15 protein-coding genes are annotated in these 15,685 nt (G+C 66.2%); 7 read left to right on the top strand and 8 right to left on the bottom strand.

What is annotated here, in order from left to right:
* The 6 genes from AC3DEZ_RS03600 to AC3DEZ_RS03575 all read left to right on the top strand — a co-directional run bounded on the left by AC3DEZ_RS03600 (nt 1) and on the right by AC3DEZ_RS03575 (nt 7,325).
* The gene (locus AC3DEZ_RS03600) at nt 1–729 is read left to right on the top strand and encodes an ABC transporter ATP-binding protein (protein ID WP_488387046.1); all 729 of its coding nucleotides are present in this window, start codon (nt 1–3) and stop codon (nt 727–729) included.
* A gap of 10 nt (nt 730–739) precedes the next feature.
* Nucleotides 740–2,041 carry an ABC transporter permease gene (locus AC3DEZ_RS03595; RefSeq protein WP_488386982.1) on the top strand — a complete coding sequence of 434 codons (1,302 nt, stop codon included), beginning with the start codon at nt 740–742 and terminating at the stop codon, nt 2,039–2,041.
* Nucleotides 2,042–2,129: 88 nt separating this feature from the next.
* Nucleotides 2,130–3,356, top strand: a complete 1,227-nt coding sequence (locus AC3DEZ_RS03590; RefSeq protein WP_488386981.1) for an ABC transporter permease — start codon at nt 2,130–2,132, stop codon at nt 3,354–3,356.
* Between the two features lie 68 nt (nt 3,357–3,424).
* Nucleotides 3,425–4,651: an FtsX-like permease family protein gene (locus tag AC3DEZ_RS03585; protein WP_488386980.1), complete on the top strand. Its 1,227-nt coding sequence runs from the start codon at nt 3,425–3,427 to the stop codon at nt 4,649–4,651.
* Between the two features lie 2 nt (nt 4,652–4,653).
* Entirely contained in the window at nt 4,654–5,991 is a 1,338-nt protein-coding gene (locus AC3DEZ_RS03580) for a sigma-54-dependent transcriptional regulator (protein WP_488386979.1), read from the top strand.
* Complete coding sequence (locus tag AC3DEZ_RS03575; protein WP_488386978.1) at nt 5,988–7,325, top strand: sensor histidine kinase; 1,338 nt, start codon at nt 5,988–5,990, stop codon at nt 7,323–7,325. The genes AC3DEZ_RS03580 and AC3DEZ_RS03575 overlap by 4 nt, the downstream gene beginning before the upstream one ends.
* Before the next feature lie 222 nt (nt 7,326–7,547).
* On the opposite strand, the gene glmU is transcribed toward AC3DEZ_RS03575, so the two are convergent.
* On the bottom strand, nt 7,548–8,915 hold the full coding sequence (glmU, locus tag AC3DEZ_RS03570) for a bifunctional UDP-N-acetylglucosamine diphosphorylase/glucosamine-1-phosphate N-acetyltransferase GlmU (RefSeq protein ID WP_488386977.1): 1,368 nt from the start codon (nt 8,913–8,915) through the stop codon (nt 7,548–7,550).
* A gap of 90 nt (nt 8,916–9,005) precedes the next feature.
* On the opposite strand from glmU, the gene AC3DEZ_RS03565 reads away from it, so the two are divergent.
* Nucleotides 9,006–9,389, top strand: a complete 384-nt coding sequence (locus AC3DEZ_RS03565) for a GtrA family protein (RefSeq protein ID WP_447104424.1) — start codon at nt 9,006–9,008, stop codon at nt 9,387–9,389.
* Between the two features lie 137 nt (nt 9,390–9,526).
* On the opposite strand, the gene AC3DEZ_RS03560 is transcribed toward AC3DEZ_RS03565, so the two are convergent.
* From AC3DEZ_RS03560 to atpE, 7 genes are all read right to left on the bottom strand, one after another.
* Entirely contained in the window at nt 9,527–9,949 is a 423-nt protein-coding gene (locus AC3DEZ_RS03560) for a F0F1 ATP synthase subunit epsilon (RefSeq protein ID WP_141454320.1), read from the bottom strand.
* A 149-nt stretch (nt 9,950–10,098) separates the two neighbouring features.
* Nucleotides 10,099–11,499 (bottom strand): F0F1 ATP synthase subunit beta, encoded by a 1,401-nt coding sequence (gene atpD / locus AC3DEZ_RS03555; protein WP_447104423.1) that lies wholly within the window; start codon nt 11,497–11,499, stop codon nt 10,099–10,101.
* Between the two features lie 151 nt (nt 11,500–11,650).
* Nucleotides 11,651–12,514 carry a F0F1 ATP synthase subunit gamma gene (gene atpG / locus AC3DEZ_RS03550; protein ID WP_488386976.1) on the bottom strand — a complete coding sequence of 288 codons (864 nt, stop codon included), beginning with the start codon at nt 12,512–12,514 and terminating at the stop codon, nt 11,651–11,653.
* 109 nt (nt 12,515–12,623) lie between these two features.
* Entirely contained in the window at nt 12,624–14,171 is a 1,548-nt protein-coding gene (atpA, locus tag AC3DEZ_RS03545) for a F0F1 ATP synthase subunit alpha (protein ID WP_488386975.1), read from the bottom strand.
* A 72-nt stretch (nt 14,172–14,243) separates the two neighbouring features.
* Nucleotides 14,244–14,771, bottom strand: coding sequence for a F0F1 ATP synthase subunit delta (locus AC3DEZ_RS03540; RefSeq protein ID WP_488386974.1), 528 nt, complete (start codon nt 14,769–14,771; stop codon nt 14,244–14,246).
* Nucleotides 14,772–14,786: 15 nt separating this feature from the next.
* Nucleotides 14,787–15,257: a F0F1 ATP synthase subunit B gene (locus tag AC3DEZ_RS03535; protein ID WP_141454325.1), complete on the bottom strand. Its 471-nt coding sequence runs from the start codon at nt 15,255–15,257 to the stop codon at nt 14,787–14,789.
* 108 nt (nt 15,258–15,365) lie between these two features.
* Nucleotides 15,366–15,668 (bottom strand): F0F1 ATP synthase subunit C, encoded by a 303-nt coding sequence (gene atpE / locus AC3DEZ_RS03530; protein WP_488386973.1) that lies wholly within the window; start codon nt 15,666–15,668, stop codon nt 15,366–15,368.
* Nucleotides 15,669–15,685 lie beyond the last annotated feature (17 nt).

The raw sequence follows: 15,685 nt of genomic DNA, 5'->3' as shown, positions 1-15,685 counted from the left end.
ATGCTCGAGATGCGTTCGGTTTCCAAGGTCTACCGCACTTCCCAGGTGGAGACGCACGCGCTGCGCTCCCTCGACCTGCACGTCCGCGAGGGCGAGTTCGTCGCGGTGACCGGCCCGTCGGGCTCGGGCAAGACCACGTTCCTCAACATCGCCGGCCTGCTGGAGACCTTCACCGGCGGCCAGTACACCCTGGACGGCCAGGACGTGAGCGGGTTGTCGGATGACGCGCGCAGCAAGCTGCGCAACCAGAAGATCGGTTTCATCTTCCAGAGCTTCAACCTGATTCCGGACCTGAACCTGTTCGACAACGTCGACGTTCCGCTGCGCTACCGCGGCATGAGCGCCGCCGAGCGCAAGCAGCGCATCGAGGATGCGCTGACCCGGGTGGGCCTGGGCTCGCGCATGAAGCACTACCCGTCCGAACTGTCCGGCGGCCAGCAGCAGCGCGCAGCCATCGCGCGCGCCCTGGCCGGCACGCCCAAGCTGCTGCTGGCGGACGAACCGACCGGCAACCTGGACTCGCAGATGGCGCGCGGGGTAATGGAGCTGCTGGAGGAAATCAACAGCCAGGGCACCACCATCATCATGGTGACCCACGATCCGGAACTGGCCGCGCGCGCGCAGCGCAACGTGCACATCGTCGATGGCGCCGCCACCGATCTGACCACCGAGCCGCGCCTGATTTCCACGGTGGGCCTGGACGTCAACCTCGCTCCCGCCCAGGCCTGAGGAACTGACCATGTTCCGTTACTACTTCCAGCTCGCCCTGCGCAGCTTCAGGCGCAACAAGGTGCTGACCGCGCTGATGGTGCTGGCCATCGCGCTGGGCATCGGCGCCAGCATGACCACCCTGACCGTGTTCTACATCCTGTCCGGCGACCCGATGCCGGGCCGCAGCCAGACCCTGTTCCTTCCACAGATGGATCCGCAGGGCATGGATGGCTACGTCGCCGGCGAAGAACCGGATGATCAAGTCACCCGTTTCGACGCGGAAGCGCTTCTGCGCGAGAAAAAAGGCGATCGCCAGGCATTGATGACCGGTGGCGGCATCAGCATCGAACCGGAGAAACAGGGCCTGTCACCATTCGTGGTGGACGCGCGCTACACCTCGGCCGACTTCTTCGCGATGTTCGATGCCCCGTTCGCCTTCGGCAACGGCTGGACCGGCAAGGAAGACGATGCCCGCGCCCGCGTGGCCGTGATCTCCAAGAAGCTCAACGACAAGTTGTTTGACGGCGGCAACAGCGTCGGCAAGTCGGTACGCATCGATCAGAACGAGTTCCGGGTGATCGGCGTGCTGGAGGACTGGCGCCCGACTCCACGCTTCTATGATTTGAACAGCGACCGTTATGGCGAGGTGGAACAGGCATTCCTGCCGTTCTCGACCGCCGTGAGCATGAAACTGGGCCGCAACGGTTCGATGAACTGCTGGGGTGACAGCCAGGGCGACGAGACCGGCGTCAACGCGCCTTGCACCTGGATGCAGTACTGGGTGCAGTTGGATTCGCCGGAAAAGGTGGATGCCTACCGGCAGTACCTGACGAACTACTCCGATCAGCAGCGCCGCGCCGGTCGCTTCGAACGGCCCACCAATGTGCGCCTGCGCAGCGTGATGGAATGGCTGGACTACAAGAAGGTCGTACCCAGCGATGTGCGCCTGCAGACCTGGCTGGCATTCGGTTTCCTGCTGGTGTGCCTGATCAACACGGTGGGCCTGCTGTTGGCCAAGTTCATGCGTCGCTCCAGTGAGATCGGCGTGCGCCGCGCCCTGGGCGCCTCCAAGGGAGCGATCTTCACCCAGGCGCTGGTGGAGGCCGGCACCATCGGCCTGGCCGGCGGCGTGCTTGGATTGGGACTTGCCCTGCTGGGCCTGTGGGCGGTGCGCCAACAGCCGGCCAGCTACGCCGAACTGGCGCATCTGGACCCGGTGATGCTGCTGACCACGTTCGGCCTGGCGATTCTGGCCAGCGTGCTGGCGGGCCTGCTGCCCGCCTGGCGCGCCTGCCAGGTGACCCCGGCCATCCAGCTCAAATCCCAATGATCCAGTGGCCGCTCCGGCCGATGGACGCGCGGTAGCTCTCTCTCCCGCGCGCCACGGCCGGAACGGCAACTTTCCCGGAGCACACCTCATGGATATCCGCCCCATCTTCACCGCGCTGCGTCGGCACAAGACCGCCGCCGCGCTGATCGTCATCGAGATCGCGCTCAGCTGCGCGATCATCTGCAACGCCCTGTTCCTGATCAACGGACGGCTCGAACGCATGGACCGCGTCAGCGGCCTGGCCGAGAAGGAAATCGTGCGTGTCCAGCTGACCGGTATCGGCCGCGACGACAATGCCCAGGCACTGACCAGGACCGACCTGGCCGCCCTGCGTTCCATTCCTGGCGTGAAGGCCGCTTCGGCGACCAACCAGGTGGCGTTCAACAACAGCTCCTGGAACAGCAGTGTCCGCCTGACCCAGGGACAGACGCACCAGAACCTCAATGCCACGGTCTACATGGCCGATGACCAGTTGGTTGACACGCTGGGCCTGAACCTGGTGGCCGGGCGCCAGTTCAACAACGACGAATTCATCGACTGGGAAACGTTGAACAAGCCCGATACGCCGGGCAACATCCCATCGGTGATCATCACCCGCAGCATGGCCAATGCCCTGTATCCGAATGGTGACGCGCTGGGCAAGACGTTCTACAGCTGGGGCGATGAGCCCATCAAGATCATCGGCATCGTCGAACATCTGGTGCGCCCAAGCGAACAGGGTGGACCGACCGCATACGAGTACTCGATGATCTTTCCGATCCGCGTGCCCTACAGCGTGGGTGGGCATTTCCTGATTCGCACCGATCCGGAACGCCGCGCCGAAGTGCTGAAGGCGGCGGTGGCCGTGCTGCAGAAGAACAATCCGAACCGCATCATCCTGGAGCAGGACACCATCGAGGAAATGCGCGAGGGATTCTACCGGCAGGATCGCTCGATGGCCTGGCTGCTGGTGGCGGTGTGCGTGGCACTGCTGATCGTGACCGCGCTGGGCATCGTTGGGCTGGCCAGCTTCTGGGTGCAGCAGCGTTCCAAGCAGATCGGCGTGCGCCGTGCGCTGGGCGCGACCCGGCGGCAGATCCTGCGCTACTTCCAGACCGAGAACTTCCTGCTGGCCTCGCTGGGCATCGTCATCGGCATGGCGCTGGCCTACGGCATCAACCAGATGCTCATGGGCAAGTACGAGCTGGCGCGGTTGCCGCTGTACTACCTGCCGGTGGGCGCGGTGCTGCTGTGGTTGCTGGGCCAGATATCGGTGCTGGGTCCCGCCATGCGCGCGGCCTCGGTGCCGCCGGCGGTGGCCACCCGCAGCGCCTGATCCCTCCTACCTGCCAGCCCTTCGACTCCCCGCCTGCCGGCGGGGAGTCTTCTTCCGCCGGGTGAACCATGGACATTCGTTCCCTGTGTCGACTCCCGCTCCTGTTGTTGTGCCGGCACCGCGGCCTGGCGACGCTGCTCGTGCTGGAAGTCGCGGTCGGTTTCCTGCTGCTCTATCTGGCATGGCAGGCACAGGCGAGCTGGCAGCGCGCGCGGACCGCGCCGAGCGGAATCGAGGAAACCTCGCTGCTGGTGGTGCCGCCGATGGGACGCGCGGCAGCCATCGTGGACGTGCCCGCGTTGGTGCAGGCGCTGCGCGCCCTGCCCGGCGTGGACGCCGCCATCGCGACCAACCAGGTTCCCTACGCGCGCACCTCCTGGAACGCCGCCGTGGGCGACCGCCCGCCGATCGGCCGTGATCGGATCGCCAGCGTCTACATGGGCGGCGCCGGCCTGCCGGCCACGCTCGGCCTGCGGCTGAGCGCCGGCCGTGGCCTGCTTGATTCGGAAGAACAGGTGATGGCGCCCGGCTCCCCCGATGACAGCGCGCTGCCCGCGGTGATCACCCGGGCGCTGGCCGAGGATCTGTATCCGGGCCGGTCGGCGCTGGGCCTCCCGGTGAGCGGCTTGCAGCGGCCGGTGCGCATCGTCGGCATCGTCGAACGGGCCCCGCTGCCGCTGGGCAGCCGTGGCCACGCCACGCCGGGCGCCGCGATCTTCCTGCCGCTGCGTCCGGGCGACGCTTCTTGGGCGCACCTGCTGATCCGCACCTCGCCGGAACAACGCGAAGCGGTGGCGCGACGGGTCCATGCCTTCCTCGCCGCGCGCTATCCCGAACACCCGGTCGCCGCGCCGCTGCGGATGGACGGAATGCGGCTGGATACCCTGCATGCGGAACGCCGCTGGGGATGGACCACCCTCGCCTGCGCGACCGGCTGGTGGCTGCTGACGCTGCTGAGCCTGGGTGTGGCCGGTCACTTGTGGGTGCAGCAGAGTGCGCTGCGGATCAGCCTGCATCGCGCGGTCGGCGCCACCACGCGGCAGATCCGGTTCGCGGTGCGCTGGGAGCATTTCCTGATCACCCTGGCCGGTGTCGGCCTGGGCGCCATCGCGGCGCGCGAACTGTTCCATCGCCTGCCGGCGCCATGGACCACGGAACCGGCCTCGCCGTGGTGGCTGGCCGGCGCGGCGCTGACGATCATGGCGGTGGCGCAAATCGCCGCCACCTGGCCCGCGCGCCGCGCCGCCGACGTGTCGCCGGAGCGCGTGACGCGCAAGCCGTGGGTTAGGCTATAGGCATGCCCACCATTCTCGTCATCGACGACAACCGCGCCGTCAGCACCGCGCTGGAAGTCCTGTTTTCCCTGCACGACATCACCACCCTGCACGCCGAATCACCGGAGGCCGGCCTGGCCGTGCTGCGGCGGGAGCCGGTGGATCTGGTCATCCAGGACATGAACTTCTCCGCCGACACCACCTCGGGGGCGGAGGGTGAAGCGCTGTTCGCCGAGATCCGCGCGCAACATCCGGATCTGCCGGTGATCCTGCTGACCGCGTGGACCCATCTGGAAGCGGCGGTGAACCTGATCAAGGCCGGCGCGGTGGACTACATCGCCAAGCCCTGGGATGACCGCAAGCTGCTGGCGACGGTCAACAACCTGGTCGAGCTGTCGGAAGCGCGCAGCGAACTGGATCGCCGCCGCAATCGCGAACGCCGCAGCCGCGATCAGCTGACCGCCCGCTACGATCTGCGCGGGCTGGTGTTCGAGGATCCGGCCAGCGAGCGCATGATCGCGCTGGCCTGCCAGGTCGCGCGCTCGGATCTGCCGGTGCTGATCACCGGCCCCAATGGCAGCGGCAAGGAAAAGATCGCCGAGATCATCCAGGCCAATTCCAGCGTGAAGGCCGGCGCGTTCGTGACCCTCAACTGTGGCGCGCTGCCGTCGGAGCTGATCGAAGCCGAGCTGTTCGGTGCCGAGGCCGGCGCCTATACCGGCGCCAACAAGGCGCGCGAAGGCAAGTTCGAGGCGGCCGATGGCGGCACCCTGTTCCTCGACGAAATCGGCAACCTTCCGCTGGCCGGGCAGATGAAGCTGCTGCGCGTGCTGGAGACCGGCCGCTTCGAGCGCCTGGGTTCCAACCGCGAACGCCGGGTGACGGTGCGGGTGATCAGCGCGACCAATGCCGATCTGCCGACGATGATCCGCGAAGGCGGCTTCCGCGAGGATCTGTACTACCGGCTCAACGCGATCGAACTGAACCTGCCGCCGCTGGCCGAGCGGCCGGGCGACATCCTGCCCCTGGCCGAACACTTCCGCCCCGCCGACAAGCCGATCGGCGAATCGGCGCGTGCGGCGCTGGCGCGCCATGCCTGGCCAGGCAACGTGCGCGAACTGCGCAACGTGATGCAGCGTGCCGGCCTGCTCGCGCAGGGCTCGCGCATCGAAGCGGACGATCTCAACCTGCCCCGGCCCGCACCGGTGCGCAGCACGTCCGCCGACGAACCGGACAAGGCGGCGCTGGAAAGCGCGCTGGCGCGGGCCGGCGGCGTGATCGCCCAGGCCGCGGCCGACCTGGGCCTGAGCCGGCAGGCGCTGTACCGGCGCATGGACCGCTACGGCATCCCGCGCGAATGATCCGCCGCTCACTCGCCGGTCGCCTGCTGCTGTGGCTGCTGCCCTCGATGGCCGTGGCCATCGGCCTGCCGCTGCTGCTGCATCGCTGGCTGGGCGATGATCGGCTGGCGTTCCTGCTGTCCGCCCTGATCGCCCTGCCGCTGGTGATGCTGGCGGTGCGGCGCGCCCTGGCGCCGATGAACTCGCTGTTCCGCGCACTCTCCGGCAGCGTGAACAGCTATCGCGATGGCGAGTACAACTTCGGCATCCACTGGGACAGCCCGGATGAACTGGGCGGACTGGTGGCCTCGCACGGCGAGCTGGGCGACGTGCTGCGCGAACAGCGCCAGAGTCTTGTCCAGCGCGAGCTGCTGCTCGACACGATGGTGCAGAACACGCCGGTGGCGATGCTGCTGCTGGCTACCGGTGGCGACGGCGTGCGCCGGGTGGTGTTCGCCAACGTCGCCGCGCGCAAGCTGCTGCATGGTGGCTGGAAACTGGAAGGACAGAATTTCGATTCGCTGCTGGACACCGCACCGGTGGAAATGCGCGAGGCGCTGGCGCGTGGCGGCGACAGCCTGTTCGCGGTGGCCCAGGCGGACAACGACGAGGAAGAACAGGTCTATCACCTCGCACGCCGGTACTTCCGCCTCAACGGTCGCCGCCACGAACTGCTGTTGCTGCGCCTGTTGACCAGCGAGCTGCGCCGGCAGGAAGTGATGACCTGGAAGAAGGTCATCCGCGTGATCAGCCACGAGCTCAACAACTCGCTCGCGCCGATCGCCTCGCTGGCGCATTCGGGCAACGAGCTCACCCGGCGCGGGCGCCACGATCGACTGGAGGAAATCTTCTCCACCATCGAGGATCGCGCCCGCCACCTGGAAGGCTTCATCCGGGGCTACGCGCGTTTCGCCAAGCTGCCGCAACCGCAGTTGCAGACCATCCACTGGAACACCTGGCTGGAAGGGTTGCGCCGGCAGATCACGTTCCAGCTGGAGATACCTGACGACGATCTGAGCAGCCGCATTGATCCGGCCCAGCTGGAGCAGGCGCTGCTCAACCTGCTGAAGAACGCGCACGAATCCGGATCCGCGGTGGAAGGCGTGGCGCTGAAGGTCACCCGGTTGCCGGACTGGATCCGGGTGGAAGTGATGGATCGCGGCAGCGGCATGAATGATGCCGTATTGCAGAACGCACTGGTGCCGTTTTATTCCACCAAACGCAACGGCACCGGCCTGGGCCTGGCGCTGACCCGCGAGATCGTCGAAGCCCACGGCGGCCGCCTGTCCCTGCACAACCGCGAAGGCGGCGGCCTATGCGTGGCGATCCAGTTGCCGGACAATCCGAGCGCCTGAAGCATCCGCGCGCACCATCTCTCCCTGTGGGAGCGACGTAAGTCGCGATATCCGGAACACCCGACATGCTGTGCGGTACGAATGCAGGCGGCAAAAGCTCGCGACCTACGTCGCTCCCACATGACAGTTCATGGACTCCCGTAGAGCTGAACTTGCTCCGCTGCACGGAAATCATCACCGCTTCCTGAAACCCCGCAAGCCGGGCAGGCCCGGGGCTCACCCTCAGGATTTCTTCTTGGGGCGCTGCCAGCCCTCGATGCTGGCTTGGCGGCCACGGGCCACGGTGAGCTGATCGGCCGGTGCGTTCTTGGTGATCACCGATCCCGCGCCGATGGTCGCGTTGCGCCCCAGCGTCACCGGTGCCACCAGCGAGGAATTGGAACCGACGAACACGCCGTCCTCGATGCTGGTGGTGAACTTGTTGACGCCGTCGTAGTTGCAGGTGATGGTGCCCGCGCCGATGTTGACGCCCGCGCCGATGACGGCATCGCCGAGATAGGTCAGATGGTTGGCCTTGCTGCCCAGGCCCAGGGTGATCTTCTTGGTCTCGACGAAGTTGCCGACATGCACGCCATCGGCCAGCACGGTGCCCGGCCGCAGGCGTGCGTAGGGACCAATCTGGGCGGCATCGCCACAGATCACGCCTTCCAGATCGCAATGCGCGCGCACCACGGTACCGGCGCCGAGCCTGACGTCCTTCAGGCGGGTGAACGGGCCGATGCGAACGCCGTCCCCGAGTTCGACCTCGCCTTCCAGGATCACGTCCACATCGATCTCGACGTCGCGGCCCACCTTCACGGTGCCGCGTTGATCGAAGCGCGACGGGTCCAGCACGCGCGCGCCCTGCGTGCACAGCGCTCGCGCGGCGCGCAGCTGGTAGGCGCGTTCCAGTTGCGAAAGCTGCCAGGGATCATTGGCGCCTTCGGCTTCGATGGGATCGGCGACCAGCACCATTTCCGCCGGACTGAATTCACCCGCGGCCGAAGCGAAGATGTCGGTCAGGTAGTACTCGCCCTGGACGTTGTGGTTGGACAGCGCTGACAGCCAGCGGCGCAGCGCGGTGGATTCCGCGGCGATGATGCCGGTATTGATGGTGCGGATGCGGCGCTGTTCATCGCTGGCATCCTTGTGCTCGACGATGGCCGCGACCCGGCCCTCGGCGTCGCGCACGATACGCCCGTAACCGCTCGGGTCTTCCGGCTCGGCCACCAGCACGGCGACCCGGCCGGGCGCGGCCAGCAGGCGCTGCAGGGTCTCGGCGCGGGTCAGCGGCACGTCGCCGTACAGCACCAGCACGCTGGCGGCATCCGGCACCTGCGGCATGGCCTGGGCCACCGCATGCCCGGTCCCGAGCTGCTGCGCCTGGTGCGCCCATTGCAGATCGGTCTGGTCGGAGAACGCCGCCTGCACCTGATCGCCGCCATGCCCGTACACCACATGGATGCCGGCCGGATTCAGCGCCCGCGCGGCCTCGATGACCTGGGCCAGCATCGGCCGCCCGGCGATGGGCTGCAACACCTTCGGCAGCGCCGATTTCATGCGCTTGCCTTCGCCGGCGGCGAGGATGATGACGTGCAGGGGATGGGTCATTGGCGTTCCTGTGGAGACAATCCTTGAGGCTCGATTCTAAGCCACGATGGCGGGTAGCATGGGCGGCCATCCGAAGTCCGCCCACGCATCTTGAGCCTGTTGAAGCAAGCCCCCCGCTACGTCACCGCCGGCATCCTGCAGTTGCTGCTGGACTGGCTGATGTTCGTGGCCCTGACCTCGGTAGGCGTTCCGGCGGCCCCGTCCAACCTGGCCGGACGTGTCAGCGGCGCTCTGCTCGGCTTCTGGATCAACGGACGCTGGACGTTCGCGCAGGAAGGCAGGCCGAAACTGGGATGGCGCCGGTTGCTGCGATTCATGGTGGTCTGGTTGACGCTGACCCTGATCAGCACCTGGTTGGTCGCGGCCATTGCCGCCAGCCTGGGCCTGAAGCAGGCCTGGCTGGCCAAGCCGTTGGTGGAAGGCGGACTGGCGGTGGTCGCTTTCTTCCTCTGGCGCTACGTCGTATACCGTTGACTACGCCGACATCCGGCTGCGGCGATACCCAATCCAGCCGTGCAAGGGCCCGCCATCGGCTCCCTGTGACGGAAAAGAAAAACGCCGGCTAGGCCGGCGTTTTTCGGAGAACGGCGCGGGAGATTCCCGCAAGCCGCTCAGTGCTTCAGGTTCTTGCGCAGGCGTTCCAGCGCGCTGAGCTGGGCGATGCTCATGGCCAGCTGGGCCTGGGCTTCCTCGGCGCTCATCTTCGGATCCTTGTTGGCCAGCACGCGCTCGGCTTCTTCCTTGACCTTGCGGACCGAGGCTTCGTCGATGTCCTGCGCGCGGATCGCGGTGTCGGCCAGCACGGTGACGACCTGCGGCTGCACTTCCAGGATGCCGCCGGAGATGGCGAAGTCCAGGTGCTCGCCGCTCGGCAGCGTCACCACCACCTTGCCCGGCTTCAGGCGGGTGATCAGCGGCGCGTGCTTGGGGGCGATACCCAGCTCGCCCAGTTCGCCGGTGGCGACGACCAGGGTGGCTTCACCGTGGAAGATTTCCTGCTCGGCGCTGACGATGTCGCAACGGATGGTGCTCATGGTATTCCTCGCTGCGCGAGGCGGGATTGGGGATTCGGGATTCGGGATTCGGAAAGCACCGAAGCGCCTCCTCGCCCACACCCGATCCAGCACATATCCCGCTCTTGCGAATCTCTAATCCCGAATCCCTAATCCCGAGAAGAGGACGCTTACGCGCCCATCTTCTTGGCCTTCTCGACCGCTTCCTCGATGCTGCCGACCATGTAGAACGCCTGCTCCGGCAGGTGGTCGTACTCGCCATCGACAATCGCCTTGAAGCCACGGATGGTGTCCTTCAGCGCGACGTACTTGCCCGGCGAGCCGGTGAACACTTCGGCCACGTGGAACGGCTGGCTGAAGAAGCGCTCGATCTTGCGCGCGCGCGACACGGCCTGCTTGTCCTCTTCGGACAGTTCGTCCATGCCCAGGATCGCGATGATGTCCTTCAGTTCCTTGTACTTCTGCAAGGTGGCCTGGACGCGACGGGCGGTGTCGTAGTGCTCGTGGCCGATCACGTTCGGATCGAGCTGGCGGCTGGTGGAGTCCAGCGGGTCCACGGCCGGGTAGATACCCAGCGAAGCGATGTTGCGCGACAGCACGACGGTCGCGTCCAAGTGCGCGAAGGTGGTCGCCGGCGACGGGTCGGTCAGGTCGTCCGCGGGCACGTACACGGCCTGGATCGAGGTGATCGAACCGGTCTTGGTCGAGGTGATGCGTTCCTGCAGGACGCCCATTTCCTCGGCCAGGGTCGGCTGGTAACCCACCGCCGACGGCATGCGGCCCAGCAGCGCCGACACTTCGGTACCGGCCAGGGTGTAGCGGTAGATGTTGTCGACGAACAGCAGCACGTCCTTGCCCTTGCCCGACGCGTCCTTCTCGTCGCGGAAGTACTCGGCCATGGTCAGGCCGGTCAGCGCGACGCGCAGGCGGTTGCCCGGCGGCTCGTTCATCTGGCCGTACACCATCGCCACCTTGTCGAGGACGTTGGAGTCCTTCATCTCGTGGTAGAAGTCGTTGCCCTCGCGGGTACGCTCGCCCACGCCTGCGAACACGGACAGACCGCTGTGCGCCTTGGCGATGTTGTTGATCAGTTCCATCATGTTGACGGTCTTGCCGACGCCGGCGCCGCCGAACAGGCCGACCTTGCCGCCCTTGGCGAACGGACACATCAGGTCGATGACCTTGATGCCGGTTTCCAGCAGGTCGTTGGCCGAGGACTGGTCTTCGTACGACGGGGCCGCGCGATGGATTTCCCAGTGGTCGCTGGCCTGCACCGGACCGGCTTCGTCGATGGGCGAGCCAAGCACGTCCATGATGCGGCCCAGTGTGCCGTTGCCCACCGGCACCGAGATGGCGCGGCCGGTGTTGACGGCAATCAGGTTGCGCTTCAGGCCGTCGGTGGAACCGAGGGCGATGGTGCGCACGACGCCGTCGCCGAGCTGCTGCTGGACTTCCAGCGTGATGGCGGTGTTGTCGACCTTCAGCGCGTCGTACACCTTCGGCACTTCATTGCGCGGGAATTCGACGTCAACCACCGCACCGATGATCTGAACGATCTTGCCCTGACTCATTTTCGTTGCTCCGATTATTTAATTCGTTCGACCAGCCAGGCCGGTCGCTTCAGTGATTCGGGATTTGGGCTTCGTGATTCCGGATTCCTGAAAGGCGCGCTGCGCTGCTCTTCCGAATCCCCAATCCCTAATCCCGAATCTCCATTCCTACCTACACCGCCGCCGCACCGCTGACGATTTCGGAAATTTCCTGGGTGATCGCCGCCTGGCGGGCCTTGTTGTAGACCAGGTTCAGGGTGCCGATCAGCTTGGTCGCGTTGTCGCTGGCGGCCTTCATCGCCACCATGCGCGCGGCGTGTTCGGACGCCAGGTTCTCCAGCACCGACTGGTACACCAGCGCCTCGATATAGCGGGTGATCACATGATCCAGCACCGTCGCCGCGTCGGGTTCGTAGATGTAGTCCCAATCATGGTGGGCCACCTGCGTCTCCGCCGCCGGCAGCGGCAACAGCTGGTCGAACGAGGCGCGCTGGGTCATCGTGTTGACGAAACCGTTGTACACCACGAACACGCGATCCAGCCGGCCTTCGGTGTAGGCGTCCAGCATCACCTTGATCACGCCGATCAGCTGGTCCAGCTTCGGGTTGTCGCCCAGGTGGGAGACGCTGCCGACCAGGTTGACCTTGATGCGGCGGAAGAACACCGACGCCTTCTGGCCGATGGTGACCACGTCGACCTCGGCACCCTTGTCCTGCCAGCCGCGCACTTCGCCCAGCATCTTGCGGAACAGGTTGTTGTTGAGGCCACCGGCCAGACCGCGGTCCGACGAGATGACGATGTAACCGACCCGCTTCACTTCCGGCCGCTCGACCATGAAGGGATGCTGGTAGTCGGTGTTGGCCTGGGCCAGGTGGCCGATGACCTGCTTCATCGCACGCGCGTACGGGCGCGAGGTCTTCATGCGGTCCTGCGCCTTCCGGATCTTGGAAGCCGAGACCATCTCGAGCGCGCGCGTCACCTTGCGGGTGTTCTGCACGCTCTTGATCTTGGTTTTGATTTCGCGTCCGCCTGCCATCTCTGCTCGCTCTGCTCGCGGGAATCGGGAATGGAGAATCGGGAATCGGCCAGGCCGTCCGCTTCTGCGCTCTTACGATTCCCTAATCCCGATTCCCAAATCCCGGCTCTTACCAGGTTCCGGTCTGCTTGAACTCGGAGATGCCCTTCTTGAAGGCACCTTCGATGTCGTCGTTCCAGTTGCCGGTCTTGTTGATCGTTTCGACCAGTTCGCCCTGGGTGTTGGTGAAGTGCGCGTGCAGCGCTTCTTCGAACGCCAGGATCTTGCTGACCGGCACGTCGTCGATGTAACCCTCGTTGACGGCGTAGATCGACAACGCCTGCAGCGCGATGGGCATCGGCGCGTACTGCTTCTGCTTCATCAGCTCGGTGACGCGCTGGCCACGCTCCAGCTGCTTGCGGGTGGCTTCGTCCAGGTCCGAGGCGAACTGTGCGAATGCCGCCAGCTCGCGGTACTGCGCCAGCGAGATGCGGATGCCGCCGGACAGCTTCTTGATGATCTTGGTCTGGGCGGCGCCACCGACGCGCGACACCGAGATACCGGCGTTGACGGCGGGACGGATACCGGCGTTGAACAGGTCGGTTTCCAGGAAGATCTGGCCGTCGGTGATCGAGATGACGTTGGTTGGCACGAACGCGGACACGTCGCCGGCCTGGGTCTCGATGATCGGCAGCGCGGTCAGCGAACCGGTCTTGCCCTTCACTTCGCCGTTGGTGAACTTCTCCACGTACTCCTCGGACACGCGCGCGGCGCGCTCCAGCAGGCGGCTGTGCAGATAGAACACGTCACCCGGGTAGGCCTCGCGGCCCGGCGGGCGCTTCAGCAGCAGCGAGATCTGGCGGTAGGCCACGGCCTGCTTGGACAGATCGTCATACACGATCAGCGCGTCTTCGCCGCGATCCAGGAAGTACTCGCCCATGGTGCAGCCGGAGTAGGCGCTGATGTACTGCATCGCGGCCGACTCGGAAGCGGTGGCGGCGACGACGATGGTGTGGTCCAGCGCGCCGTTCTCTTCCAGCTTGCGCACGACGTTGGCGACGGACGAAGCCTTCTGGCCGATCGCCACGTACACGCACTTAATGCCGGTGCCCTTCTGGTTGATGATGGCGTCGATGGCCATCGCGGTCTTGCCGGTCTGGCGGTCGCCGATGATCAGCTCGCGCTGGCCGCGGCCGATCGGGATCATCGCGTCGACCGACTTGTAACCGGTCTGCACCGGCTGGTCGACCGACTTGCGCCAGATCACGCCCGGAGCGACGCGCTCCACCGGCGCGGTCTGCTTGGCGTCGATCGGGCCCTTGCCGTCAATCGGCTCGCCCAGCGCGTTGACCACGCGGCCGAGCAGTTCGCGGCCCACCGGCACTTCCAGGATGCGGCCGGTGGTCTTGGCGACGTCGCCTTCGCGCAGATGTTCGTAGTCACCCAGCACCACGGCGCCCACGGAGTCACGCTCCAGGTTCAGCGCCAGCGCGAAGGTGTTGTTCGGCAGTTCGATCATTTCGCCCTGCATCACGTCGGCCAGGCCGAAGATGCGCACGATGCCGTCGGACACGCTGGTGACGGTGCCTTCGTTGCGCGACTCCGCGGCCAGCTTGACCTTCTCGATGCGGTTCTTGATCAGATCGCTGATTTCAGAGGGGTTGAGCGTGGTAGCCATTTTGGTTTCCTGTAGGGTGGGCCTCGGCCCACCATCATGTTCGGTGGGCCGAGGCCCACCCTACGTTTCTTGTCAGTGCGTGAGCGCGGTCTGCAGGCGCGACAGTTTGCCCTTGAGCGAACCGTCGATGACCACTTCGCCCGCGTCGATCACCGCGCCGCCGATCAGCGATTCGTCGATGGCGGTTTCCACCACGACCTCGCGACCCAGGCGCTTCTTCAGCGCGACCTTGATCGCGTCCAGTTCGCCGGCCGGCAAGGCCACCGCCGAGGTGACCTTGGCGCGGACGACATGCTCGGCTTCGGCTCGCAGTTCCTCGAACAGCGCGGCGACTTCCGGGAGCTGCGGCAGGCGGCGTGCCTCGGCCAGCAGCGACAGGAAGCGGGCGAACGACTCGCTGGCGCCGTCCGGGGCCAGCAGCGCGACCGCCTGGGCCTGCGGCAGTTCCGGATTGGGCAGCAGCGCGGCGACCTGCGGATCGGCGGCGACGCGCGCGGCAAAGCCGAGCGCGCCGGACCACGCGACGAGTGCGCTTTCGTCACGCGCGGCCGCGAAGGCGGCGCGGGCGTAGGGACGGGCGACGGTTAGGGCCTGGCTCATCGTTCAGCGGTCCCGTCAGATTTCCGCGGCCAGTTCATCGAGCAGCGCCTTGTGGGCGTTGGCATCGATTTCGCGGCGCAGCAGCTTCTCGGCACCGGTCACGGCCAGCGTGGAGACCTGCTTGCGCAGTTCCTCGCGGGCGCGCGTCGCGGCGGCCTCGATCTCGGCTTCGGCCAGCGCCTTCTGGCGGTTGGCTTCGGCGATCGCCTCGTTCTTGGCGGCATCGACGATCTGGTTGGCACGGGCGTGCGCCTGATCGATGATTTCGTTCGCCTTGACGCGGGCTTCCTTCAGGGCCTCGTTGACCTTCTCTTCGGCCACCGCGAGTTCGCGCTGGCTGCGATCCGCGGCAGCCAGGCCTTCGGCGATCTTCTTTTGACGCTCTTCGATCGCGTTCAGCAGCGGCGGCCAGATCTTGGTCGCGATGATCCAGATCAAACCGGCAAACGCCAGCGCCTGGGCAAATAGGGTCAGACCGATGTTCATGGGTTTAGCTCTGCCAGTGGTGATGGGCGGGAAACACGGGGTTCCCCCACCCTTCTATCTTCGTAGCGGGCGTCCGGAGGGCCGGCGCCCGCACTCAGAAACCGCTGATCAGCCGCCGGCCAGCTTGGCCAGCTGATCGGTGAACGCGGTGGCCAGCGGGTTGGCGAAGGCGAACAGCAGGCCCACGGCGACGCTGATGATGAACGCGGCGTCGATCAGGCCGGCGGTGATGAACATGCGGACCTGCAGGACCGGAATCAGTTCCGGCTGGCGCGCGGCCGATTCCAGGAACTTGCCGGCCATGATGGCCAGACCCAGGCCCGCGCCAAGCGCGGCCAGGCCGATCATGATGCCGATGGCGAGGACGGTGGAGGCCTGAACTTGAGCGAGGGTGGTCAGAACGGTTTCCATGGTTTTCTCCGGAACTA

It is taken from the genome of Pseudoxanthomonas sp. 134C1 (assembly GCF_057773065.1).
This window is presented reverse-complemented; position numbering and strand designations above follow the sequence as displayed.